Source organism: Paraburkholderia dipogonis, assembly GCF_042680985.1.
GTDB classification, from domain to species: Bacteria; Pseudomonadota; Gammaproteobacteria; order Burkholderiales; family Burkholderiaceae; genus Paraburkholderia; species Paraburkholderia phytofirmans.
Map to the genome: position 1 here is coordinate 23,817 of NZ_JBHUFR010000010.1, position 24,911 is coordinate 48,727.

Annotated in this window: 24 protein-coding genes; 15 read left to right on the forward strand and 9 right to left on the reverse strand. The window is 62.7% G+C overall.

What is annotated here, in order from left to right:
- The 6 genes from ACFSNN_RS12630 (at position 1) to ACFSNN_RS12655 (ending at position 5,451) form a co-directional block, all read left to right on the forward strand.
- Positions 1-1,014 carry an HlyD family secretion protein gene (locus ACFSNN_RS12630; RefSeq protein WP_134459000.1) on the forward strand — a complete coding sequence of 338 codons (1,014 nt, stop codon included), beginning with the start codon at positions 1-3 and terminating at the stop codon, positions 1,012-1,014.
- Positions 1,011-1,955 carry an ABC transporter ATP-binding protein gene (locus ACFSNN_RS12635; RefSeq protein WP_134457013.1) on the forward strand — a complete coding sequence of 315 codons (945 nt, stop codon included), beginning with the start codon at positions 1,011-1,013 and terminating at the stop codon, positions 1,953-1,955. Before ACFSNN_RS12630 ends, ACFSNN_RS12635 begins: the two co-directional genes overlap by 4 nt.
- A complete protein-coding gene (locus ACFSNN_RS12640) occupies positions 1,952-3,094 on the forward strand; it encodes an ABC transporter permease (RefSeq protein ID WP_134457014.1) in 1,143 nt (380 codons plus the stop codon). Before ACFSNN_RS12635 ends, ACFSNN_RS12640 begins: the two co-directional genes overlap by 4 nt.
- Before the next feature lie 12 nt (positions 3,095-3,106).
- The gene (locus tag ACFSNN_RS12645) at positions 3,107-4,570 is read left to right on the forward strand and encodes an efflux transporter outer membrane subunit (RefSeq protein WP_134457015.1); all 1,464 of its coding nucleotides are present in this window, start codon (positions 3,107-3,109) and stop codon (positions 4,568-4,570) included.
- A 190-nt stretch (positions 4,571-4,760) separates the two neighbouring features.
- Positions 4,761-4,946, forward strand: coding sequence for a hypothetical protein (locus tag ACFSNN_RS12650; RefSeq protein WP_134457016.1), 186 nt, complete (start codon positions 4,761-4,763; stop codon positions 4,944-4,946).
- 70 nt (positions 4,947-5,016) lie between these two features.
- Positions 5,017-5,451, forward strand: coding sequence for a universal stress protein (locus ACFSNN_RS12655; protein WP_134457017.1), 435 nt, complete (start codon positions 5,017-5,019; stop codon positions 5,449-5,451).
- 78 nt (positions 5,452-5,529) lie between these two features.
- On the opposite strand, the gene ACFSNN_RS12660 is transcribed toward ACFSNN_RS12655, so the two are convergent.
- From ACFSNN_RS12660 to ACFSNN_RS12670, 3 genes are all read right to left on the reverse strand, one after another.
- Entirely contained in the window at positions 5,530-5,658 is a 129-nt protein-coding gene (locus ACFSNN_RS12660) for a hypothetical protein (RefSeq protein ID WP_279631123.1), read from the reverse strand.
- Between the two features lie 81 nt (positions 5,659-5,739).
- Positions 5,740-5,964 carry a hypothetical protein gene (locus tag ACFSNN_RS12665; RefSeq protein WP_377779177.1) on the reverse strand — a complete coding sequence of 75 codons (225 nt, stop codon included), beginning with the start codon at positions 5,962-5,964 and terminating at the stop codon, positions 5,740-5,742.
- Positions 5,965-6,179: 215 nt separating this feature from the next.
- Positions 6,180-6,497, reverse strand: coding sequence for a DUF1840 domain-containing protein (locus ACFSNN_RS12670; RefSeq protein ID WP_134457019.1), 318 nt, complete (start codon positions 6,495-6,497; stop codon positions 6,180-6,182).
- 460 nt (positions 6,498-6,957) lie between these two features.
- On the opposite strand from ACFSNN_RS12670, the gene ACFSNN_RS12675 reads away from it, so the two are divergent.
- The 3 genes from ACFSNN_RS12675 (at position 6,958) to ACFSNN_RS12685 (ending at position 10,424) form a co-directional block, all read left to right on the forward strand.
- A complete protein-coding gene (locus tag ACFSNN_RS12675; RefSeq protein ID WP_208949483.1) occupies positions 6,958-8,124 on the forward strand; it encodes an HPP family protein in 1,167 nt (388 codons plus the stop codon).
- Positions 8,125-8,213: 89 nt separating this feature from the next.
- Entirely contained in the window at positions 8,214-8,627 is a 414-nt protein-coding gene (locus tag ACFSNN_RS12680) for a MarR family winged helix-turn-helix transcriptional regulator (protein WP_134457020.1), read from the forward strand.
- Between the two features lie 6 nt (positions 8,628-8,633).
- Positions 8,634-10,424 carry a chloride channel protein gene (locus ACFSNN_RS12685; RefSeq protein ID WP_134457021.1) on the forward strand — a complete coding sequence of 597 codons (1,791 nt, stop codon included), beginning with the start codon at positions 8,634-8,636 and terminating at the stop codon, positions 10,422-10,424.
- 174 nt (positions 10,425-10,598) lie between these two features.
- Here ACFSNN_RS12685 and ACFSNN_RS12690 read toward each other — a convergent pair whose 3' ends face one another.
- Complete coding sequence (locus tag ACFSNN_RS12690) at positions 10,599-10,994, reverse strand: hypothetical protein (RefSeq protein WP_134457022.1); 396 nt, start codon at positions 10,992-10,994, stop codon at positions 10,599-10,601.
- Positions 10,995-11,294: 300 nt separating this feature from the next.
- Here ACFSNN_RS12690 and ACFSNN_RS12695 point away from each other — a divergent pair, with 300 nt between their 5' ends.
- Positions 11,295-11,897, forward strand: a complete 603-nt coding sequence (locus ACFSNN_RS12695; protein WP_134457023.1) for a hypothetical protein — start codon at positions 11,295-11,297, stop codon at positions 11,895-11,897.
- 250 nt (positions 11,898-12,147) lie between these two features.
- The gene (locus tag ACFSNN_RS12700; RefSeq protein WP_244322782.1) at positions 12,148-13,191 is read left to right on the forward strand and encodes a hypothetical protein; all 1,044 of its coding nucleotides are present in this window, start codon (positions 12,148-12,150) and stop codon (positions 13,189-13,191) included.
- Positions 13,192-13,250: 59 nt separating this feature from the next.
- On the opposite strand, the gene ACFSNN_RS12705 is transcribed toward ACFSNN_RS12700, so the two are convergent.
- Positions 13,251-14,324 carry a glycosyltransferase gene (locus ACFSNN_RS12705; protein WP_134459004.1) on the reverse strand — a complete coding sequence of 358 codons (1,074 nt, stop codon included), beginning with the start codon at positions 14,322-14,324 and terminating at the stop codon, positions 13,251-13,253.
- Positions 14,324-15,577, reverse strand: a complete 1,254-nt coding sequence (locus ACFSNN_RS12710; protein ID WP_134457025.1) for an oligosaccharide flippase family protein — start codon at positions 15,575-15,577, stop codon at positions 14,324-14,326. The genes ACFSNN_RS12705 and ACFSNN_RS12710 overlap by 1 nt, the downstream gene beginning before the upstream one ends.
- Before the next feature lie 330 nt (positions 15,578-15,907).
- Here ACFSNN_RS12710 and ACFSNN_RS12715 point away from each other — a divergent pair, with 330 nt between their 5' ends.
- Positions 15,908-17,113, forward strand: a complete 1,206-nt coding sequence (locus ACFSNN_RS12715) for a glycosyltransferase (RefSeq protein WP_134457026.1) — start codon at positions 15,908-15,910, stop codon at positions 17,111-17,113.
- Positions 17,114-17,230: 117 nt separating this feature from the next.
- Here ACFSNN_RS12715 and ACFSNN_RS12720 read toward each other — a convergent pair whose 3' ends face one another.
- Complete coding sequence (locus tag ACFSNN_RS12720) at positions 17,231-18,385, reverse strand: acyltransferase family protein (RefSeq protein ID WP_134457027.1); 1,155 nt, start codon at positions 18,383-18,385, stop codon at positions 17,231-17,233.
- A 434-nt stretch (positions 18,386-18,819) separates the two neighbouring features.
- On the opposite strand from ACFSNN_RS12720, the gene ACFSNN_RS12725 reads away from it, so the two are divergent.
- On the forward strand, positions 18,820-20,295 hold the full coding sequence (locus ACFSNN_RS12725; RefSeq protein ID WP_134457028.1) for a hypothetical protein: 1,476 nt from the start codon (positions 18,820-18,822) through the stop codon (positions 20,293-20,295).
- A 14-nt stretch (positions 20,296-20,309) separates the two neighbouring features.
- Positions 20,310-21,530 (forward strand): glycosyltransferase, encoded by a 1,221-nt coding sequence (locus ACFSNN_RS12730; protein ID WP_134457029.1) that lies wholly within the window; start codon positions 20,310-20,312, stop codon positions 21,528-21,530.
- Between the two features lie 97 nt (positions 21,531-21,627).
- Here the strand turns inward: ACFSNN_RS12730 and ACFSNN_RS12735 are convergent, their stop codons facing one another.
- Positions 21,628-23,367, reverse strand: a complete 1,740-nt coding sequence (locus ACFSNN_RS12735) for an FAD-dependent oxidoreductase (RefSeq protein ID WP_134457030.1) — start codon at positions 23,365-23,367, stop codon at positions 21,628-21,630.
- Between the two features lie 221 nt (positions 23,368-23,588).
- Positions 23,589-24,209, reverse strand: coding sequence for a DapH/DapD/GlmU-related protein (locus tag ACFSNN_RS12740; RefSeq protein ID WP_134457031.1), 621 nt, complete (start codon positions 24,207-24,209; stop codon positions 23,589-23,591).
- 185 nt (positions 24,210-24,394) lie between these two features.
- Between ACFSNN_RS12740 and ACFSNN_RS12745 the strand changes: the two genes are divergently transcribed.
- Positions 24,395-24,904: a hypothetical protein gene (locus tag ACFSNN_RS12745; protein WP_134457032.1), complete on the forward strand. Its 510-nt coding sequence runs from the start codon at positions 24,395-24,397 to the stop codon at positions 24,902-24,904.
- Positions 24,905-24,911: the final 7 nt, after the last annotated feature.

The window sequence follows — 24,911 nt, forward strand, 5'->3', positions numbered from 1 at the left end:
ATGTATTACTCACTAAATAAACGACTCTCTGTGGAAGTCTTGTCTAACTCCAAACGAGCGCAACGAATTGCCTGGACCGCACTATCGGTGCTGCTCGCCGCTCTGTTATCGGCCTGTTCGCGGCACGAAACCGCAACCTATCAGGGCTACGTCGAAGGTGAATTCGTCTACCTCGGCTCCTCGCAGGCCGGCAAGCTCACGGCGCTATCAGTCTCTCGCGGCCAAACGGTCAAGGCGAACGCCTCGCTATTTTCCCTTGAATCCGACGACGAAGCCCACGCGCTCGAAGAGGCGCAGCAGCAACTCGCGGCAGCCCGCGCTCAACTCGCGGACATCCGGACGGGCAAGCGCGCACCCGAGGTCGACGTCAACCGTGCGCAGCTGGCCGAGGCCGTTGCCAACGCTCGCAAGGCGGCGCTGCAACTGACGCGCGACGAAGCCCAATACCGCGCAGGCGGCATCGCAAAAGCTCAACTCGACGATTCGCGCGCCAACGCCGAGTCGACCGCCGCGCAGGTTCGGGAGCTCACGCACCAGGTCGACGTGGCTCGCCTGCCGGCCCGTTCACAACAGATCGTCGGGCAGGAAGCGCAAGTAGCCGCCGCCAACGCCGCAGTCGCGCAAGCCCAATGGAAACTCGATCAGAAACGCGTCGCCGCCCCATCAGAAGGCCTCGTCTATGACACGCTCTATCGCCAGGGTGAATGGGTGCCCGCCGGCACTCCGGTCGTCCAGATGCTGCCGCCGCAGAACGTCAAGGTGCGTTTCTTCGTTCCGGAAACGATCGTCGGCCAACTGGCGCTCAATCGCGGCGTGACGCTGCATTGCGACGGCTGCGCGGCTGACGTGCCCGCGAAGATCACTTATGTGTCGAGTCAGGCCGAATACACGCCGCCGGTCATCTATAGCAACGAGAGCCGCGCCAAGCTCGTGTTCATGGTCGAAGCCCACCCGTCGGTTGCGGATGCAACTAAGCTTCACCCGGGCCAACCTGTCTCGGTGGTGCTGCAATGAACGACGACGCCCAACAGTATGTGATCGACGTGCATGACCTGAACAAGCGCTTCGGCAACAAACACGTCGTCAATAATGTCTCGCTGCAGGTCGGCCGTGGCGAAATCTTCGGCTTTCTCGGGCCGAACGGCAGCGGCAAGACGACCTCCATCCGCCTCATGTGCGGATTGCTCACGCCGGATTCAGGCAGCGGCACCTGCCTCGGCTACGACATCGTGCGTGAGAGCGAGCAGATCAAACGCAATGTCGGATACATGACGCAGCGCTTTTCCTACTGGGAAGACTTGACCATCCGCGAGAATCTGGACTTTGTCGCGCGCATCTACCAGATGCGCAACCGGCGAGAAGCGGTGGATCGCTCGCTGGAATCGCTCGGCCTGCAAACGCGCGCGAACCAGTTGACCGGCTCGCTATCGGGCGGCTGGAAGCAGCGGCTCGCGCTGGCCGCCTGCATGTTGCACGAGCCCAAATTGCTGCTGCTCGATGAGCCCACCGCCGGCGTGGACCCCACCGCGCGGCGCGACTTCTGGGAAGAATTGCATCGCCTCGCCGCCACCGGCATATCCGTGCTCGTCAGTACCCACTACATGGACGAAGCGGAACGCTGTCACAAACTCGCTTATATCGCTTACGGAAAGATGCTCGCGCGCGGCACCGCGAGCGAGGTGATCGAATCACAAGGTCTGTCGACGTGGGCTATCCACGGCGAACACCTGAGCAAGCTATCCGAACAGCTTCGTACCACGCCCGGCGTCGACCAGACCGTCGTGTTCGGTTCCGCGCTGCACGTCAGCGGGCGCGATCATCAAGCGCTCGAAAACGCGGTGCGGCAAGCGGTCGCCGGAACCTCCCTGCGCATCGAACCGATCGGCACGGGACTCGAAGATGTATTCATCTATCTGATGAGCCATTCGAAGGACAACTTCGGAGCGCCGTCATGAAGAATCGCACCGCCTTCTCTCTGACGCGCTGGTGGAGCATCGTCCTCAAGGAGTTTCTTCAGTTAAGGCGTGACCGCATTACGTTCGGCATGATCGTCGGGTTGCCGATCATCCAGCTTGCACTGTTCGGCTTCGCGATCAATACCGATCCGAAGCATTTGCCGACAGCCGTCATCATCCACGACCAGAGCGAATTTTCCCGCAGCTTCGTTGCGGCGATGACGAACTCGGCCTATTTCGACATCGTTGCAATCTTGCCTGACGAAGAGGCCGGGCGTCGCGCGCTCGCCCAAGGCAAGGTGCAGTTCGTCCTCAACGTGCCCGTGGACTTCTCGCGCAAACTGCTGCGTGGCGAGCATCCGTCGCTGCTGGTCGAAGCCGACGCGACCGATCCCACCGCAACGAACACCGCCGTCGGCGTGCTGCCGAAACTCGTCCAACCAGTCGCGGATAAAGATCTCACGGGTCCGCTCGCACACCTGAACGGCACGCAAAACGCCTTCGACGTGCAGGTTCACAACCTCTACAACCCCGAAGGCGTGACGCAATACAACGTGGTGCCCGGACTGATGGGCGTAATCCTCACCATGACGCTCGTCATGATGACGGGGCTCGCCGTGACCCGCGAACGCGAGCGCGGCACGATGGAAAATCTGCTCGCCACTCCCGTTCTGCCAATCGAAGTGATGACCGGCAAGATCGTGCCCTATGTCGTTATCGGGCTCATTCAGGCGTCGATCATTCTTGCCGCGACACGCTACGTATTCCATGTTCCGTTTGTCGGCAGCGCGCTCGCCATCTATCTCTCGGCATTGCTTTTCATTGCGGCGAATCTGACGGTGGGCATCACGCTTTCTTCGCTCGCACAAAACCAGTTGCAGGCGATGCAGCTCACCGTCTTCTACTTTTTACCCAATATTCTGCTCTCGGGCTTCATGTTCCCTTTCGCGGGCATGCCGGCGTGGGCACGGTTTATCGGCAACCTCTTGCCGCTGACCTATTTCAACCGGCTGATTCGCGGCATCCTGCTCAAGGGCAATGGCTGGGCCGACCTGTGGCCCTCCGTCTGGCCAATGGCGGTGTTCACTGCAATCGTCATGGCTATTGCATTGCGCTTCTACCGGCGCACGCTCGACTAGGAAGATACGATCATGAAGCAACTCGCTTTCCTGTGCTCACTCGTGCTGTGCGGCTGTGCAGTGGGTCCGGACTTTCACGCGCCCGCGGCACCGGACACGCAAACCTACACGCACAAGGCCGAGCCGGTTCGCACAGTACTGGCCGACGGCACCGAGAGTTCCGCTCAAACCTTCACGACAGCGGATGCGCCACTGCCGATGTGGTGGCGCCAATTTCACTCGGCGGACCTCGACCGTCTGGTCGATCATGCGCTGAGCGGAAACCCATCGCTGGCGCAAGCTCGCGCAAAGCTGATCGAGGCGCGCGAAAACTACAATGCGCAGTCGGGTGCGACACGATTTCCGAGCGTCGACGCAAAGATTTCCGGAACGCGTCAACAGGTCGACCTCGCGGCGTTCGGCATCCCGCATGTGGAGAACCCGGGCCCCTTTTCGCTATTCAATGCATCGGTGACAGTGGCGTACACATTCGACGTTTTCGGCGGCAATCGCCGGGCGCTCGAAGCCACGTTGGCGCAGGTCGACTACGCGGCGTTCCAACTGGATGCAGCGCGTCTTTCGATTGCAGGCAATGTCGTATCGACGGTGGTGCAGCGCGCTTCGTTGCAACAGCAGGTCTCGCTGACGCAACGTCTCGCCGACGCGCAGGCGCAACAGCTCAGCATCATGGAGGCGCGCCTCGCTGCCGGAGGCGTATCGCAACTCGACGTGAACAGCCAGCGCACGCTGCTCGCGCAAACGCGCGCGTCGCTGCCGCCGCTCGCCACGCAACTTGCGCAGGCGGATCACCAGCTTGCGATCCTGGTGGGCGACCTGCCGTCCAAAGCGGAGTTCGATCGACTCACGCTGGACTCGCTTCATTTGCCGGCCGAGATACCCATTACGCTGCCATCGTCACTTGCACGGCAACGCCCTGACATTCGCTCCTCCGAAGCACTGCTGCACCAGGCCAGCGCAAACGTGGGCGTCGCGACAGCGAACCTGTATCCACAGTTTTCGCTGTCGGCGGGAATCGGCTCTGAACGCACGCGTATTCAGGACATTGTGAATGGCCTGAACATCTGGAATATCGGCCTGAATCTGACCCAACCCATTTTTCACGGCGGCGAGTTGCATGCGAAGAAACGTGCTGCCCAGGCGGCTTATGACGCTGCGTTCGCGAGCTATCAGCAAACAGTACTTCAGGCCTTGCAACAGGTTGCAGACGCGCTGACGGCATTGCATGACGACGCGCACGAATTGCAAGCTCGCGACGAGGCTGCCCGGCGTGCGCAAGCGAACCTCGACATCGCACGTGCGCAGTATTCGGCGGGTGGCGTCAGCCAGTTCAGCCTGCTCGACACGCAACGCCAGGCGCTGCAGACCGCTCTCGATCAGACGCGTGCGCAGGCGGCGCGATTAAGCGATACGGCCGCGCTGTTTCAATCGCTGGGCAGCAACGAGGCGGACATGGCGTTGGGAAGCGCGCCGCAATAACTTGCGCCGTTCAAATCGTGGCCGCGCGCCACGCGTATGTCCAGCGTCTAAACACCTCATTTTGTGATACTCGTCCGAGTTATTCTGCCCGTCAAGTGGGCGCTATTCCTCTTCTCATCCCCCTGATTACATCTATCACGTCGTGATATATAATGAAATCGAGGAAGTCATGTGACGCGTGGGAGGCGGAATGGTCATCAACAACGACTTTGAAATCAGCTACCTGCTGATCGCATTTGCGCTACTCGGCACTATTCTGATCGGCGATCTGCTCAGCATGCCGCGCTTGCGGCTCTGGCACCCCAAACTGCTAGGTGCGGCAATGGGTGCGTTACTGGGCTTCGCGCTGATCGAGGCCGTGCCCATGTTCACCTGAACAATTGCGTGGCGAGCCGATCCAATCGATCGAATCGACAATCCCGCAGAAGTTGGCAAAGGAATCCACCATGGCTCCGTTCAACCGGATCCTGCTCTGTTACGACGCTACACCGGAGGGACGGCTCGCGCTGCGCTGCGGCGCGTCCCTCGCTCAGCAGTTGCACGCGGAAACCCATCTGCTGTCGATCTTCGACAGCACCTACTGGTCCGGCGGATTCGACGTTTTGTCGTCGATGAAGTTCGAGATCGATGAGCAGGCGGCAAAAGAAACGCTGAGTGAAGGTATCGACCGCCTGCGGGCATGGGGCGTAACCGCAACGGGACACTACTTGGTCGGAAATGCCATTGATCAGATTTCCCACCTGGCGGATTCATTGAGGGTCGACCTGATCGTCATTGGACACCATCCGCACGGATTTTTTGCGCGCTGGTGGACCGGAGAGAACCACGCATTGCTGCTTGATCGCGTGTCTTGCGCTGTCCTCTTCAAGGTAGACGAATGACGGGCTGGCGAGAACCCGGATCAGGATGCGAGCTTCTGAATGGAGACAGGCGCCGCAACCATGACAGAGGCAATGATGCTAATGGATCTTCTGGTACAGATTGCTGTTTCGACCGCCGTGCTGGTGATGGTGATTCTTTTCGTCGTCACGCTGGATGCGCGCGTTGATCCACGTGAGCGCGTTCTCCGGCGTTTGACCGGCAGGCATTGGTGGAACCACACGCGTCACGGACCAGATTGAAGCTGCCGGTGGAGTCGGTCCGGTGTCTGTTCGCGTTGCACGGATCGTCTAAAGTGCCGGCCACAGAAAGTTCACGTGCTGGGCGTCGTCGGCGTGGCCTTGCCGCGTGTCCGCCGGGCGCCACCGTCTGCTTTGCGGACAACAGCCGTCTGGCCACTTCACGAGCATGAATGGTCCGCTCGACAGCATATCGAGCGTCGTATGACCGTACACGCCGACAATCGTCATCGGAATATCTGCGAAATATGGGGCAACCGTTGCGTTGCCTGGCATCGATCGCCGCGTCCCGAGTTGCGGGCAATCAGTATGGTCTGCGCATAATCCCCGGCGGCCTTCTTGCGATTGCGCGCCAGGTTGCGCATTTGCCCACGTCGACGGGTAAATGCCGCACGTACCAACAGCCGCGGCAACCAGGCTGTGTGCAATCCATCGTTTCATTCCGGTCCTTCGATAAGATACGCGGCATGGGCTCGGCGAGAAACCGGCGCCTACAGTCCCCAGATGATGTCGGCGTCCTGTTTGCTGGCTTCGCGCATCATGTCGAGAAATGGCCAGGCACGTTGCGAAAGTCCACCGCCGGATTGCTGCCGGCGTTCGCGGGAATACTGCAGCGATTCGGGAGCGACCTCGGCTTTTTCATCGTCCGAAATCGCCGCTTCGAGACGGCTGATTGCATGAGGCAACTCGTCATGGAGAATCACCCCGCGCGTATCGAGCCGCTTGCCCACCAGCCCCAGCAGATACTGGGCAAGATCCCTGAGCATGACGACATCGGGCGTAGCCGGCGATTGAAACGTGATCAGCATGATGGCTCCTTTGCGATCTCTACTGCGTCGTCGCATCGAACCACGCGAGCGGCGAGAGTCGCCTACAACGACGGCGGGGGCCTTCACGATAACCGGCCTCGTGCATCGGAGCACGGCGTCCCCATAGGCGCGTGCAATCCGGGCAAATCATCCTTGCAGTTTTATCCGGACTGTTCCTGCAGAGTGACCGGTCACGAGAAGGCCTGTTTTCATTTTATATCACAACGTGATCCAATCAAGCGGTGATTGCAAACACCGCCAGCCAATCCGTGCCTTGCGGAAAGACGCGCTGGAACCGTTGGCCACCGCCCGGCTCTGCTGCACTGCATCAACCCGCACAGGGGGTTTTATATCACAATGAAATATAATCATGACGATGCAGTCTTTCGTTTCCCGAGGATTTGGCCTTAATGTGTGGCCTCCTCTAATGCGGTATCGCCTTCATTCTTCTATTCGAACCTTGTCCCGCTACGCTCTCATCCGCTGGCTCGCCAGCTTCGCCCCGCATCCCATGGCCGTCCGGTGGCCTGAACGCCTGAGATCATGTGTCGGCGCGTTGCTCGGCATCGCGTTCACCGGCGGGACCATGCACGTTCTTCTCGGACCTGCGGCAAATATTCCATTGCTCGTCGCGCCAATGGGCGCTTCGGCCGTGCTGCTGTTCGCGGTTCCGGCAAGTCCGCTCGCGCAACCGTGGTCGATTATCGGCGGCAATATCGTCTCCGCTACGGTCGGCGTGGCCTGTGCAAGCTGGATCGGCGACCCGGTGGGCGCGGCCGCTTTGGCCGTTGCGCTGGCGATCTGTGCGATGTTTGCGCTGCGTTGTGTCCACCCGCCGTCGGGCGCGGTTGCGCTGACCGCGGTGCTCGGCGGTCCGGCGGTGCACGCGCTGGGCTATCGCTTCGTAGCCGAGCCGATTGCGATCCAGTCGGTGACGCTGCTGTGCGCCGCCATCATCTACCACGCGGCTACCGGGCATCGATATCCCCACGTCGCCCAGGCGAGTTCGCTCAAAGGCGCGAGAGCGTCGGCCTCGGCGTCGAGCGAAGGTTTTACGCGCGCGGACCTCGAAGCGGTGCTGAACCGGCGCGGCGAATTGCTCGACATCGACACGGACGATCTGGAATCCCTGCTGCGCGACGTGCAGTTGCAGGCCTATGCCCGCACGTTCAATGAACTGACCTGCGCGGACATCATGTCGCGGTCGCTCGTCGCCGTGTCGGCAACCACGCGCGCTTCCGCCGCATGGAGCCTGCTGAAACAGCGCCATATCAAGGCACTGCCGGTCACCGACGAGAAGCAGCACGTGATCGGCATCGTGACCCGCGCCGATCTTGTGGACAAACGGGCATTCGGCAAAGCGCCCGGCCAGACGTCTCCCGTGCAACGCTGGTTCAGGCGTAATGTCACTCCAGCGCCGCTCGTTGGCGCACTGATGAACGTGGACGTTCAGACAGTCGAAGGAACGACCGCGATCGTCGAACTCGTGCCGGTGTTTGCGAACTACGGACACCACCACATCCCGGTTCTGGACTCGCAACAGCGGCTTGCCGGCATGATCACGCAGGCCGATCTCATCGCGGGACTGTATCGCCAGGCTTACGCCAGGCAGCGAACCGCGGCATAGCCAGCGTCATTCACACCAGGATCGAGCACGGACATACATATCACGTCGTGATATAATCTACGCTTTACCTCTTCCTCCACGGCACTCCGATGAAAACACTCGCGCGCGGCTTGACCAAGGCGAACTTCGAGCAACTGTCAGAGTTTCGCTATCAGATGCGGCGCTTCGAGCGTTTTTCCGAGCAGGCCGCTCAGGGCGAAGGCATCACGCCGCTGCAGTATCTGCTGCTTCTGCATATCAAGGGTTATCCGGAGCGCGACTGGGCGACCGTCGGCGAGCTTGCGGAACGGCTGCAGGCGCAGCATCACGGCGTGGTCGCGCTCGTGTCCCGCTGCGAGGCGCTCGAGCTGGTCCGCAGAAAAGTCAGCGAGACGGATCGCCGCCAGGTCGAGGTTCATCTGTTGAAAGCCGGCGAGCAGGTGCTCGCCCGTCTCGCCGAGATGCATCGTGCCGAGCTGAAGTCGCTCAAAGGCGCGTTTAACGTTCCCCAGATCGATATTTGAGTCCCCATGAGTTTCGATACCCATAAGCGCGATTTTTCCACCAACGCGCGGCTTCCCGGCATTTCCGTACTCGCCGCCGGAATCGGCGCGCTCAGCACGCTCGCGGCATTCGTGCTGCTGAGCCTGATTCATCTGTTCACCAATCTGTTCTTCTTCCAGCAGTTTTCGTTTGCGGACCGCTCGCCCGCCGTCAATACATTGGGTGTCTGGGTGGTGGTCATCCCCGTGATCGGCGGCCTGATCGTCGGTCTGATGGCGCGCTATGGTTCGGAGAAAATTCGCGGTCACGGCATTCCCGAAGCGATTGAAGCCATCCTGTTCGGCAAAAGCCGCATGTCGCCGAAGGTGGCGATTCTCAAACCGTTGTCGTCCGGCATCGTGATCGGCAGCGGCGGCCCGTTCGGCGCGGAAGGCCCGATCATCATGACGGGCGGCGCGCTGGGCTCGCTTATCGCTCAGTGCGTGAAGGTCACCGCCGCGGAACGCAAGACGCTGCTGGTGGCGGGCGCGGCGGCGGGCATGACGGCGGTCTTCGGCACGCCCGTGGCGGCCGTGCTGCTGGCGGTCGAACTGCTGCTGTTCGAATGGCGCCCGCGCAGTTTTCTGCCGGTCGCGCTGGCGTGCGCCGTCGCGGGTTTTGCGCGCGCGGCATTCTTCGGCACAGGCCCGCTGTTTCCGCTCGAAACCGCGCCGCCCGGCGCGCTGTCGCTGCTGTCCTGCATCATCGCCGGCTTGCTGTCCGGTGCGCTCGCCTCGGGCTTGTCGGCCGCACTTTATAAAGTCGAGGACCTGTTCGGCAAGCTGCCGATTCACTGGATGTGGTGGCCCGCGCTCGGCGGACTTGTCGTCGGCATTGGCGGCTTTCTTGAACCGCGTGCGCTGGGCGTCGGTTACGACGTAATCGGCGATCTGTTGCATCAGCACATTGCCATCCAGATCGCGTTGGCGATCCTCGTCGTGAAGGCTGTCATCTGGGTCGTCGCGCTCGGCTCGGGCACCTCGGGCGGCGTGCTGGCTCCGTTGCTCATGTTGGGCGCGGGACTCGGCGTCCTGCTCGGGCACGTGCTGCCGGGCGGCGAACCCGCGCTGTGGCCGCTCGTCTGCATGGCGGCCACGCTCGGCGCCACGTTGGGCGCGCCGTTGACCGCCATCGTGTTCGCCTTCGGTCTGACACACGACAGTAACGCCCTGCTGCCGCTGCTTGCCGCGACACTGATCGCGCACGGGTTCGCAACGGTCGTCATGAAGCGTTCCATCATGACCGAGAAAATCGCCCGGCGCGGCTATCACATTTACCGGGAATACGGTGTCGATCCACTCGAACGGCACCACGTCGACGAGGTGATGTCGCGCACGGTCAAGACAATCGATGGCGACATGTCCGTGGCAGAAGCACTGGCAACGTGCTTCGGCGCGACGCAGACACATCGCGCCTATCCGGTTGTACGTCAAGGCGCGTTGGTGGGCGTCGTCGATCGCGCGGTACTGGAGGCAATCCGTGATGACGAGACGCACAATGCGCTCGACTCGCGACTCGCCGATATATTGCGGCACCGTTCGCCCACTTTCGCGTTGCCCGGTGAAACCTGCCGCCTCGTCGCCACGCGGCTTGCGGTGCACGGTCTTGAACGTTTGCCCGTGGTTGCGGACTCCACCACGTTGCGACTGATCGGCATCGTGTCTCGCAGCGATCTGATCAAACCGTCTCTTGCGCACTTCGACGAAGAGCACAAGAAAGAGCGCTTCCGGCGCTTACGGATGCACACCGGCAAGCGGCACTTCCCGCCGGTTCCGTAAGCCGCCCGATCTGCAAGCAGTGCTTCCGTGCCCCTTCCCAGGGGCACATCTGTTTTCGCCAACCGATGGTGGACTTATGTGGCACGGCAGACCGTCCGCTATCCTTATCCGTGTCCTCTCCTGGTCACGATGCCGCGCAATGCCTCTGCATTCCGCAAGCGCCAGTTAACCGTTTCATTTCTGCGGACGAACCCGCACGGCGTTCTGCGCCATCCACTTGAGCCGCTCGCAGTCAGCCTTCACTCGCGACGCGAATTCCTGCGGATCGTTCAACCGCAGGGCGTTCATCTGAATGCCGTCCTTCTCGCCGCGGCGCCAGCCGGTCTGCCATCGCAGGTCGAAGTTGCTGGCGTCGTGCAGCACCTTGCGCAAGCGCTCCTTATACGCGCCGATGCGCGCGGGCGAGATCCCGCAGTATGTCTGCGCGAAATAAGCTCGCTGCCCCGCGGTTTGCGCATTGTCGTTCGCGGTTTGCTCGTTCGCCACGGCCGATAGCGGCCACGCCACCGATAACGACAATGCGGATGTCACCGCCAACAGTATTCGATAGCAGTACTGCCATTGATTCATGTCCGACTCCTCATCATCCACGGCGGCGCGGCTGTCCAATCGCTCCCGGCACGGCCGCGATGCCTGGGGATACTCCCTACGTTTTCCGCCATTTCACGCCGATCTGTCTTGTTTCGACTGCAGGATGGCGGTTTCGCGCGCTATGCCAGTGTATTGCGTTGACAATACACGGTGTTACGCTCGGTAAAGCAGCCTTCGCGGTAGTGAGCCGCCGTCCAGCGGCAAAATTAGCAGGCATAGAACACATCGCGAAGCGCCATTGCCTACGAAAGGCGAAACATCGCTGCGGGAGAGACTGCGATGCAAATCAAAACATATACCGTACTGACGCTATTGGTGTTTAGCAGTGCTGCTTTCGCATGGCAGCCGCTCACTTATCCAATCCGAAGTCAAAGCCCTTATCAGCGCAGCGTCGATACCGCGCTGTGCTACGCGGCGGCGAACAAACAGACCAAGGTCAACATCGTTCACGAGTCGCAGATTCCACCGCGCAAGCCGGCTGCCACCAAGACTTCGTCGACCGGCGCGCCGTCGCGGCCGCCTTTGCCGTCCAGCACCTTCGCGTCCGCGCCGTTCGGCGCGAGTATGCCGGCCGCCACCGAGCCGGGCGCGAGTGCGCCCGTAGCAACCACGGCAGCCAAGGCGGCCACGGCGAAGGGTGCCTCAGCACCCATGGCGGCGAGCGCGACTTCGGCGGGCACCACGACTACGGCCGCCACCGCGGCATCGGCGACGACTGCGGACAACAGCGCCTCGGAAATGGCGGCTGCGAGCGCCGCGCAGACGGCTGCGGCATCCAGCGTGAAGCTGCCGCCGCTGCCGGCGCCCGAACCGCCAATGACACAGTACTGGGCCGCGTATGGCGCGTGCATGCAAGCGCGGGGTTACGTAGTCGCACAGTAACCCTGCTTGCATGCCTCGTTACGGTGCCTTGTTTTTCTGATTGTGGCGCCGGCATTCGACGCCCCTTTGCGACACGGCGATGCTTAGCGACTTGACTTCCGATCAGCACGATCCCTTCCGATGCGGGCACTGCGGTGTCCCGCTAGCCGGTCGCTTCACGCCCTGTCCTTCGTGCCATCGGCGTCAGGCCGATTCGTTCGGCGCGCGTGCGGCGCCGCCTGCCTCGCTCAAAGTCCCGCTGAACAGTCCATTGGACGACTCCCAGCCGCTCGTCGACAACCGTCTGCCGGCACGCAGGATCTGGAATCCGTCCTCGCGCGCACTGGTCAATCCCTACGAGTTCGTCGAGGAGCCCGAGGTCGCCGTGTCCGCCTATCAGCGTCTGCGCCAGCCCCTCGTGCTGGGCGCGTCGGCGTTGGTGGTGACCTCGGCGGTGTACCTGGGTTTCATCCATAGCAACGACTCGAATGTCGGCACGCCAATCGCCGTGTCCGGCAAGGTGAAGACGCAAAATGTCGCGCCGCTCGTCGTCGTTCCGCAGAAGCCGGCGGCCACCGTCGCGCAGCGGCCCGCGTCTGCCGCCCCGCAAAAGCCCGCGATTGTCGCTGTGCAGAAGCCTGCCGCTGTCGCTGTTCAGAAGCCTGCCGCTGCCGTCACCCTGAAACCGGCCACGGTCGTCACCCAGAAGCCCGCTATTGCGCCGTCTGCGGCCGCACAAAAGCCCGCGGTCACCGCCGCCACACAGCGCGCCACGACCGCGGCGACCATCGCCGCCGTGCGGCCCGCGCCACTGCGTTCGTCGCCGATTCCAGCACCGGACACTGCACCGCCGCTTTCGCGCCGCGTCGCATCCGTTGGACCCGAGGCGAAGCGCAATCCCGGCGGACAGTCAGGCAACGCGCCGGAGCAACCACGCGCCGATATGTCGCGGCATCTCAAAGCCGCGCGGGCCAATCTGCAGCAGAACAATCTGTCGGCGACCAGAGCGCGCCTTGCGGCGATCATCGCCGTGCAACCGAACAATCGCGACGCGTTGAACATGCGCTCCACGCTGAACACGCGCGAACAGCAGCGCGACGCGCTACTGAGTCTCGCACGAGGCTGCGGATATATCGCGCGATGGACCTGCGTCTCGCACAACGCCGGCACCGCGCTGCAGATCGATTCGAGCAGCAAGGAGGCGCAGCGTCTCGTAACACTCGCGCAGCGCGAAACGGAACTGCAGATTCCGCCGCCCGTGGAGCCCGCGCCCGAACCGGCGCCCGATTTGCGTGACGTGAGCAATCATCACTGATCGCAGCGCCCAACGGGCCGTGCTTGAACAAGAACAGGACCAGGCGCGCCAAGCGCGCCCTAGCGGGCCGACACGGCGAGACTCACCTGACGCGCGATCGCGCGATAGCGGTCAGCGGTATCTCTGAGCGTCAAGCCGGCCAGAGAGCGTTGCGCCCGCGCCTGCCCTAGCGCAACGATCACCGCCTCGGCATAGCACTGCACGTTGCCGGTATCGACCAATTGGACGCCCGGAAATCCGCTCGCGAAAGCGAAGGCCGGAATCTTGCTCGCGACGATCGGCACGCCGGAAGCCAGTGCCTCCAGAAACGCCACACTGTGCGCCTCGGATTGCGACGGCATGACGAACACGTTCGATTCCGACAGCACCGTGGCGACATCGGTGCGCGGGCCCGCCACCGCGACACGCTCCGCGATGCCCAGCGTCTTCGCCTGCGCGATGACGTCGCGCCAGTAGTCGGGGTCTTCGATCACGCCGTACAACACGAGCCGCGCGTCTCTCTCGTGCTTGAGTACTTCACTGAACGCGCGCACGGTTAGCAGTTGATTTTTCACTGCCGCGTACCGGCCGATCTGCACCACCTGCGGCGCGCGGCCGTCGCGTTCCACGCCGTCGGTGAACGCGAAACGTGCGAGATCCACGCCGTTCGGCACCACGGTCATCGAAGGATGCGCCCCAATAGCCTGCACGTAGTCCGTCACGCCCTGCTCCGACACGCCGATCACCATCCGGGCGCGTCCCGACAGGACATGTTCGATGCGCCTGAACAGCGGACGCTCGAAGTCGTTGGTCGCCGAATGCATGACGTAGACCACCGGCACGCGCAGCGGCAACGCGCGCGCGTAAAACGACGGAATGGTCGCGTGCGCGAAGATCACATGCGGATGAAAACGCCGCACCGCACCGAACAGATGGCACAGCTTGATAAACGAACGATGACGCCGCTGGGGAAAGAAGCACTGCACGCCGTGGCTTTCCAACTCGTTTTGCAAAGGCGCGAAATCGGCGTGCGCCGGCAACAGCGAAGCCACGCACACTGCCATGCCCTCGGCACACTGATCGAGCGCAAGGTCCCTGGCCAGAACTTCAGCTCCTGACAGACGCGGCGCAAGAACCAGATGAAAGACGCGCATCACGGCGTCCTTGCCGTCAACGTCCGCAATAGCATCCATGCCGCGGCGCAGCCAAGGCCGAGCGTCATGGACCACGCAATGCCCGTCACGCCCCAATAGTGCACGGCGGGCGGCGCGCTCAACAGCAGCACCACGACCTGAATCGCCGACGCATGCACGGTCGCCTTCGCGTCGCCCACCGCGCGCAGATAGGCCACGAGCACGGCGATCAATGCGCCGATCGCCATGTTGATCACGAGAATCCTGAAGAGCGGCACCGCAGGCAGCCATGCGGCGCCGAGAATCAGCGAGAAGAGCGGCTCGGCGATCAGCCTCAGCAGCGCGACGAAAGCCGCAAGCCCGAGCGCGATCGCCAGCAGATAGATCTTGATGATGCGCGCCGCCGACTGCGGACTGCGGCGATGATGCGCCGCGAAAGTCGGAAAGAGGTATTGCGACATGGCGATCGCGGCGTCGGCGAGCAGCATCTGCGCGAGCCGCGACGACATCTGATAGCTGCCCAGTTGCGCCGGCCCGAGCAGCTTGCCGACCACGACCTTGTCGAACTGATTGAGCAGCAGATTGATGACGCTGCTGGCCCAGATCCAGCGGCTGAACCCGACATAGTGGCCGATGCCCGACCACACGGCGCGGATCGGCGGACGCGGTTTCATGGTCGCCCAGGTGAGCGTGCTTTTCAGGCTTTCGCCGGCCACGAGGCCGATCAGCACCGACGACGCGCCGGCGCCGAAATACGCGAGCGCGAGTCCGACCGCGCAATCGACGAACGACGCCGCCACTTCCACGCCCGCGATGTGCTGGAAGCGCCGCTCGCGCTGCACCACGTAATAAGCCGGCGACGCCAGACCGCGCAGCAACGGCAGCAGCGCGGCGAGTTGGATCAGGATCAGCGAGCCGTCGAGATGGAACTGGCTGCTCAGCAATGGGGCGAGCGCGACCAGCAGCAGCGAGATGAGCACGCCTCGCGCCGTCAATGTGGTCCACACCGCGCCGAGCTGCGAGCGCGAAGGCGGATGTTCGCCTTGAATGACCGCTTGCGCGAGGCCGGTATCGGACAGTGCTTCGGCAATCGCCACCGCGAGCAGAGCCACGCTCACGCTACCGATTGCCGCCGGCCCGAGCATCCGGCCAATCGCAAGAAATTTGATCGCTACAAGTCCACGCACGGCGAACTGCTGTAGCAGGACCCACGTCGCCGCACTCGCGCCGAAGCTGCCCGCCACCGAGAACGCCGGAAGCCTGATCGCCCGCAAGCTGTTTCTCCGTCGAATCGGAGCGCCGTTGAATCGGCCGCGCGCGGAGCGATTTCGTGGATCGCTCTGCGAACGCCGCCAGCGCATAATTTGTTAGGTCGCGCCAGCAAGCCGGCGAGTTTTTTCATCGAACTTCATGCACGACCATACCGCGAGAGAATCGCCTACAACCGCCATCAGCTAGGCCGGTTCAGCCTAAGCCGACGCCCCCTAGTACGCTGACCCACAAAGCCGGACAAATTAGTAGTTACACGGATTCCGGCGATGCTAACGTTGTTCAGCCAGCGCCATGCGGGAAGCGGCGCTCGGGTACTTATTTCCGCAACGCAAATGGTTACCGACGCAATGGAACAAGACTACGTCCTGATCGTGGAACCGAATCTCACCGGCCACCGCTGGCGATACGCCGAGTGGATCATGCAGGCCTGCGCGGAAGCCGGCTATCCGTGCATGCTCGTGACCGAGTGCGCCAACGAAGACCACCGGCTCGCAAGACAGATCACCGCCGCCAACCGCCCGGACCAGCAAATCGCTTTCGTCGATCCGGAGGAGCGAACCCGCAACCGCCTGCCCGATCCCAACGAGTACTGGCGCTTTCACCGCTATTTCAAGCGCGTGCACTCGATCATCACCCGCATGCAGTCGATCCGTCTCGTGGTCGTGCCCTACGTCGATTACTTTTTCTATTCGCTGCCGTTTCTCGGCTCGCCTTTCGGCAAGACGCCATGGATCGGCATCACGATGCGCTCGACGTTCCATCATCACAAGGTCGGCATCAAGGCGCCCGATCGTCCGGTCGTCAATGCGGTCAAGGCGCTGCTCTTCAAGCGCGCGATTCGCACCACCGGCCTGCGCACGCTGCTGACTATCGATCCGACCTTGCCGGAATGGTCGGCACGCAGCGCGTCGAAGCACAGCGCGGCGATCGCCTACGTGGCCGACCCGTTTCCCGATGAACACGCGGAAAATCCCGTGCTGGCCCGCGAGCGCCTGGGGCTCGATCCCGACCAGCGCTATCTGCTGGTGTACGGCGCGATCACGGAACGAAAGGGCATCTATGAGCTCGTGCATGCGCTGACGCGTCTCGAGCATGCGCCCACGCTGATCGTCGCCGGCGAGCAGGATGCGGGCACGCGTCACTTCATGCGCAACCATGTGCGCAGTCTCAACCCTGCGCCGCTGGTGCTCGACGCCTTCATTTCCAACGATATGGAACGCGATCTGTTCTCCGCGTGCGACGCGGTGTGGCTCGGCTATAAGGGGCACTACGGCATGAGCGGCGTGCTGGTGCAGGCGTATCGTTTCGGCAAGCCCGTGATCGCCACTGAAGACGGTTTGATCGGCTGGTTCAGCCGGCGTTGCGAGCTGGGGCCGATTCTGAGCGACCTGAGTTCCGCGTCGATCGGCCGTGCGATCACAGAGACCATGACCTCGTGGCCGCATGCGCCTGAAGCCATGCCGTCCGCGCGTGAAGATCTGCTGTCACGACATACGCTCGGGCAATTCAAGCAGACCTTGCTGCAACAGATGGCCTGATTCCGCGGCAGGTTCTACAAAAAACGAGGCGTCCATCGGTGCGATGGACGCCTCGTCACATTTGGCATCGGTTTATCGCCGCCTATGCAAGTAAGCGGCGCGCATTCTCTTGCATACTCAGGATAACTGCCCACCGGCGGCAGCGGCGGGCACTTCCTCGCGCACCGAGCTGCTGCGCTTTTCGGGGAACAGCGCATTGCGCATCAGCAGGAACGGATACTCGATGGCGCGCGTGGTCACGTAGCCGATTGCAATCGCGATCGCAAACTGCGCCGCGAGCGCGACGACCCAGATCAGGCTCGGCGCGAGACCGAGCGCGGTCGCTTTGCGGATCAGCATGTCGCCGGGCGCGAGCGCGAGCGAATGCCACAAGTAAATACCGTACGAATAGAGTCCGATCCAGGCGACGCCGCGATAGATCCACGACGTACGCAACGATCCAGAATATTCGAGCACCAGCACGATCAGCGCGGCGAATCCGAGCGCCTGGATCGTATAGCCGATGCTTTCGTCCAGTACGAGGTTCCTGGTGGCGAATGCGAGCCATGCACAGAGCAGGACGACACTGAAGATCAGCAGCCACTTGCGCTTCGCGAGCTGATGATAGACGCCGGGTTTCATCCAGTAGATCGCGGAAAGAATCACGCCCACCAGCAGGCTGTCGATGCGGTATTGCGTGTAAGCAAACGCGCCGTCGAGATTGCCGCCCGCCACCGCGAAGCAGCGCGCCGTCAGCACCACCGCGCAGATGCCGGTGAGCACGCCGACGATCGTCCACGCGCCGAGACGCCAGCGCGAGAACATCAACAGAAGCGCCGGCAGCACCAGATAAAAGTGTTCTTCGACCGCCAGACTCCAGGTCTGCGTAATCGACGTGCCCAGGTAGTTCTGCAAGTGCGTCAGGTTCTGGACGAGGAAGCTATTCCACGGGTGGCGTCCGGCCAGCACATGGAAGGCGATCAGCACGTAATACGCGGGCCAGATGCGGAAAATCCGCCGGATGATGAAGCGGCGGGCATCGACATGACCGGTCTCGGCGTACTGTCGAAGCAGCAGGCCGCCCACCAGAAAGCCGCTCAATGTGAAGAACAGGTTCACGCCTTCGCGGCCGAAACTCTTCAGCGGGTACTCAATAATCTGAATGAGGTAATTGCCGGTATGAACCGCATGAAAGTGAAAGCCCATCACCATGATGATCGCGATGCCGCGGACGAAGTCGAGCTCGATTGCCCTTCCGGCTTTTGCGGGTCCCGCCCCGCCGAATAACTTCATGCTGTTCCCCTCTGTCGACCCAAGTTAGCGCTTTAGCGCTTACTTGGGTCCCATGCAAAGCTGTCGACCCAAGTTAGCGCTTTAGCGCTTACTTGGGTCCCATGCAACGCCGTCGACCCGAGTTAGTGCTTTAGCCCACACTCCGATCCCATGCAATATCGCGGTCGTCTCTCTCGCAAGGCACGCGCCCTTTTTGCATATTCGGTGTCGCCAAGCGTGCGTGCGCGCCAACTTCAAGGCATTGGCCGACAACCTGCGCAAGTGTGCGCGCCTCTTGCAGAGCTTACGCTTTCCGCTGACGCCTAAACCCAGGCATTGTTCGACGAATGCGGTCCAGCCCACTAACAGGCCTAGCGATTCCTTCAAAATAAGCCGATACGAGACCGTCCGCTATAGACCGCGGCGAATCTACGGCGACGGGGAGGGAATCGTTAATGCGCCATCAGTATGCAACGCCCTGGATATGGTTTTTTCTGCTGCCGCTCGCGTTCGACTACAAGGCGACCGACGCGAATACGGGTCACTTCGCGCAGTTCATTTTCGTGCTGCCGGCGATCGCCGCAGGTATTGCCCTGCTTCTCATCGCGCCGCGCTTTCACGAGCGCTCGCGGCTGCGCTCGATCGTCACGTGGAGCATGATTCTGTGCGTGGCCGGCAGCATCGTCGCGCAACTGGTTCAGGATAACGACACCGGCAACTATCTGCGCGTGCTGCTGCCGTTCATTCTCTTCACGCTGGGCTATCTCGTGGCGTGCCGCCCGTGGAGCGAATTTCGCATCGCCCAGTTCGAAAAGGCCCTGTTTGTCGCCAACGTCATCAGCCTTCTGTTCACCCTGGTCTACGGCATGGCGACGGGCGGCGATCTCGACGACGTGCGCTTCCGTATCCTCTCCGTGACGTTGCTGGGTTTGCAAGGCGTGTTGCTGCACGAATTCATCGTGGCAAAACGTTATTCGCTTTTCACCGTATCGATTTTCGCCCTGAGTGTCGTCATCGAATTGCTGAGCGTGACCCGCAGCGTGATGGTCGGCACGGTGCTGCTGTTCCTGATCGCAATGGGGCTGAGCGCGCCGTCGATCCGGCACATCTGGCGCGCGATGAGCCGCACCATTATCATCGGCGCCGTGCTCGCCGGCGCGGCCGGCATCGCCGCCCTGACTTTCCCGACCGTCGCCGAGCACTGGACGCAGCGCATTTTCTTCTCCGAGGAAACCCGCTCCGGCAAGGATCCGACCACGATCACGCGTCTCGCGGAAATGCGCGACCAGTACGATCAGGTGACCGCGGAGCCGACGACCTTGTTGTTCGGCGAAGGCTACGGCCACTACTACCGCTACTCGCCGGTCTATCTGCCGGACCTCGCCGGCCAGATCAGCGAGAAGGACTTCTACGCGATCAACGAATGGGCCGCGGGCCACAACTTCTGGGTCTATCAGTTCTTCGCGGGCGGCCTGCTGTTCGGCATCGGCATGCCGCTGGCCACGCTCGCCGCGCTGGCGATCTGCTTCTTCTCGTATCGCTACTGGCGCTCCGTCGTACCCGACGCGCCCATGCTGCCGGTACTGGGGCGCGCCATCATGCTGTTTGCCGCGTTGCCGGCCACGTCGATCGGCGGCAATCCGCTTGGGCCGCGTTTTTCCGGGCTGATCTTCGGCGTCGCGCTCGGCCTGATGATCGCCACGCACGCGCGTTTGCAGCGTGCGCTGCCGGCGCGCGTACGGCGCTTCCGCAGCCCGCCATCCGTGCGCCCGGAAGCGATGCCCGAGTTGCCCGGACGGATCCGGCCGGGCATGGGCCGCGCCGACCTCCCGTCCACACTCGGTATGTCGCGCACCGCCAGTTCCGCGTCCGAAGCCGGCCAGTTCGGCGCCCTCGTTCCGCACTCGCCGCCCAGGCATCGTTCCAACTGACCGAATACCGCCCGATGAAAGTTCTCCACCTGCTAGCAAGCGTCGACCCACGCGCCGGCGGCCCCGTTGAAGGCGTTCGCCGCAGCGGGCTGGCGATGCGCGAAGCCGGCCACGAGATTGAAGTGGCGACCTGCGATGCGCCGCGCGACGCCTACCTCGCGTCCTTCCCTTTTCCGATCCACGTCTTCGGCCCGACCAAAGGCCGCTATAGCTTCAGCGAACGCCTCGCGCCGTGGCTCGCCGCCAACGCGAAGCGCTTCGACGCGGTGATCGTGCACGGCCTGTGGCAATACCACGGCTTCGCGGCATGGAAAGCGCTGCACAGGAGCGAGGTGCCGTACTACGTGTATGTGCACGGCATGCTCGACCCGTGGTTCAAGGAGGCTTACCCGCTCAAGCATCTGAAGAAATGGCTGTATTGGCCGTGGGCCGAATATCGCGTGTTGCGCGACGCGCGCGCCGTCATCTTCACAACCGAAGAAGAACGCGCGCGCGCACGCAAGTCGTTCTGGCTGTATCGCGCGCATGAACGGATCGTGCCGTTCGGCACGACGGTGCCGCAACTCGAAGCGGCGCCGCTGCGGGAAGCGTTCCTGCAAGCCATACCGAGCCTGCGCGGCAAACGCATCGTGCTGTTTCTCGGCCGCGTCCACGCGAAGAAAGGCTGCGATCTGCTGATCGACGCTTTCGCACGCGTTGCCAGCCGCGATCAGACGCTGCATCTCGTGATCGCGGGTCCGGATGAAACCGGCTGGGCCTCGACGCTGCGCAGCCAGGCGCAGGCGGCCGGCATCGCGCATCGCGTGAGCCTGCCGGGCATGCTCCAGGGCGAACTCAAGTGGGGCGCTTTTCATGCGAGCGACGTGTTCGTTCTGCCGTCGCATCAGGAGAATTTCGGCGTGGCGGTGGCCGAGGCGCTCGGCTGCGGATTGCCCGCGCTGATCTCCGACAAGGTCAACGTGTGGCGCGAAATCGAAGCGGACGGCGCGGGGATGGTGGCCGCGGACACCATCGCCGGAACGGAAAAGAATCTGCTGCGCTGGCTGGAACTGGACGACGCGGCTCGCGCTGCGATGCGCGCGCAGGCGTCCGAGACCTTTAACGCGCGCTTCCGTGTCGAGACCATGGTCAACGCGCTGACCGCTCTGCTCGAAACCAGGGGCGGCCACGACGACGCGCGTAACAACGACAACACGCCCACCACATTGCGCGAAACGACCCAGCCAACCCACTGACACGCGCCGGCTGCCACCAGGCAAGCTCCCGAACCGGCAACCCAAGCGAAGATGGCGCGCCTTGTGCGCGCCATCTTCGCTTGTCCCGATCACACGCTCACTGCTCTTTCATCAACGGCGTCAACGTCGAAGCCGCGATCGGCAACGTGTCGACCTGCGGCGGCGTCTGAAGCGACATGGTGGCGCTGTTGGCAACTGCGCCTCGCGTACTGCCAACGGCGTCCGGCACCTCGAGTTGCCGCATCAGATGGCCAGCGAGACGCAACGACAGCGCGGCAATCGTGATGGTCGGGAAATTGGCGCCGACGGTCGGAAACACCGAGCTGCCGCCAATGTAGAGATTGCTGATCCCATGCACCTTGCAGTCGCGATCGACCACACCCTCGCGCGGCGAATCGTGCATGCGCGTGGTGCCCATGTGGTGCCACGTGCCTTCGAGCTTCGCCGGCCATGTCCGGCCTTCGAGCGGCTCATCGAGCGTGACGTCCGCGACGTTCGCCATCTGCAACTCCTGCGCGAGCAACTGGAAGGTCTTGTCGAAAGTGCGCTGCACCTGGTCGCCAAGGCGCCACTCCACCCGCACGCGCGGCATGCCGAAGTGATCGCGCTTGTCGGCGGACAAGGTCACCCGGCTGTCCGGATTGGGCTCCGCTTCGACGATGGCCTGCAGCGTCACGTCGGTGATCAAGGCAGGCCATTGCAACAGCCGCGTCAAGCCGAAACCGACGGTGTCCAGCGGGTGCGCGATCATGGTCTCGATGTCGCGCTTCACGCTGCGCCCGGGCTGGTCCTTGCCCATCAGCGCTTCCTTGAAACGGATCAGCGCCTCGGAACCCGCGCTGCCCTCGCCGTACCATTTCGAGTAAAGCCACACGCGCGAATTGAGTAGCTTCTCGCGTTCCATCCACTCCTGCTTCGGCGCGAACTGGGACGAGATCTTCGTGCCGTGCGCCGAGACAGCCACATTCTGGTAGTGGTACTTGATGTCGTATAGCTTGTTGCGCGCGATGCCCGGACGGAAGCGCACCTTGCCCGACATCATGCGCGGATGATCCATGAAGTAGCGGCCGACCAGATCGTTGGCATTGCCAAGTCCGGCCGCCTGCACGTTGTTCGATGCCAGCAGCAGGCGCGCGTTTTCGATACCGCCCGTGGCCAGCACGAAAATTCGCGCGGTCACCGTTATCGCGCGGCCGCTGATGGTGCCCACCTTCAGTTTCGAAATCGTCGTGCCCTGCGCGTCGGCGTCGATACTCAGCACGTTTGCATGGAGGAACACGCGGACCCGCGTCGAATGCGACAGTTCTTCGCGATACGCCTTGCCGAAGCGAACCGGCGGACTGAACTGCGCAACGGTATCGCGCATGTCGCCGGTGGCGAGCGGCAGACGGCGCACGTCCTGACGCCCGATCTCGCGCTCCCAGTAGGCGGGGTCGAAATTCTGCGGGCCGAGCTTCAACAGTTCATGCGTGCGCGCATAGTAAGGCGCCAGTTCATCGAGGCCGAACGGCCAGCCGCTGTGGGGAATCCAGTCGCGCTTTTCGAAGTCCCAGGGATCGAGCGGGCGGCACCAGCCGCCCCAACAGTTGCTGCTGCCGCCGAAATAGCGGCTGCGCGAGCCGTCCGCGAACGTGTAGGGAAGGCCGATGTTCTCGCCGCGATAGAGGTCGCGAGTTGCGTCGTCAGGTCCAAAACCACCGCTTTCGAGCATGCAGGCGTCGATACCCGCCCTCGACATTTCGAGCGCGAGCGTAATGCCCGCGACGCCTGCGCCGATGATGCAGACCGTCGTCTCGACGACGGTGTTCTGTTCAACAGTACGTGTATCGATGAACATCCGCTACTCCCATCTGCTTCACGCATTTCCTGAGCATGGCGCGGTTCGCCAGGCGGAGCCGGCAACCAGACCACGCAGACGTCGCAGCCGGAACTTGCATGGGTGCCATCGCGAATGCCGCGCATCCCGCAGCGCGGCAATCCTGTTTGCGACGGCCGGCATTCCGGCGAAACGACCTCGGCCACCTCAGCGTACAGACGCTGCGGTTTCAGGTCTGTGGTTCAGGTCACGGAGTCGAACCGTTTCCTGATAAAACGGCAAGGATTGCCGCCGTACACGCCCTCCGCTTCCAGCGAACGATGCACGACCGACAAAGGTGTCACGACCGCCGAACGGCCGATCGTCACGCCCATTTGCACTACGCACTTCGAAGTGATCCAGACGCCGTCCTCGATGATGATCGGCGCGACATGCAGATCCATCGTGGTGCTCATGTCGTGCGATCCCGCGGTGAGGAACGTGCCCTGAGAAATGCACACGTTTGAGCCGATGCGAATCAGCGTCTGGTTGTAGATCCACACATCGACACCGAACCAGCAGTTCTCGCCCACCTCGAGATTCCACGGCGCCTTCACGCGCAGCGGATGCACGAATCGGCAACCCGTACCGATCTTCGCGCCGAACAGACGCAGCAACGCCACGCGCACACCGGAGAACGGCAGCAATTTGTTGTTGATCACACAGGCTTCCAGCACGAACCAGATGAGTTCGATCAGTGCACCGCGCTTCGCCTGATAGTTTCCTTTTCCGGCCTGCGACAGATCGATCACGCGGCCGTTCTCGCGCGCGCTCTCGGCCTGCGGCATACGCCCGACGTGAGGATCGTCGGCTACGTGACCCATCAGCTTTCTCCGAACCACGAACAGTGGTAAACATAGGCAGGCATGCCAGGTAAACCTCTCACATTATGTTGCGGCACCTGGCCCGGCTTCACGCGGTGGCTGTGCAGGCAAGCGTTTTGGCGGCTACACGCGTACCGGTTGGCGCACGATAGCTTTATCCCGACAGCATCTTCTTGAGGAATCAGATGATGACCTCGCTTCGACACACTGCTACCTGGACGCTTCTCGCGATCGCATCGTGCGCGGCGCCGGCGTTCGCGCAGAACGCCGCGCCCAATAACGCGGCGCCCGCCCTGCCGCCCGCCGCGACGGCGGCCAACGGCTACGGTCTCAATGCGCAGCTTCCCGCCAACCGGCGCGCCGCGCATCGCAGTAGTGAGCAGGCGTTGCTCGGCGCTCCGAACCCCTACAGCACCGACGGCGCGCAAGGCGATACGAACGACGCCCAACGCGCGGCGCTGCTCGACACGCAACGCATGACGGTGCTGGGCGGCGACCAGGCCGCGCAGCCCGCGGTGGGTAAAGGCAAGGGCAAGGGCAAAGCGCCGGCTGCGGCCAACGGCCAGCTGCGTGTGGCCGCCCAGCCGGGACGTCCGAACGCGGCTGCCGGTGTTGTGACGCCCGAAGGGGCCGCGAGAACCACCTATACCGATCCCTACGCCAGCAAGCAGGGCGTCTACCGTTCTCCGTGGTGATATCCAC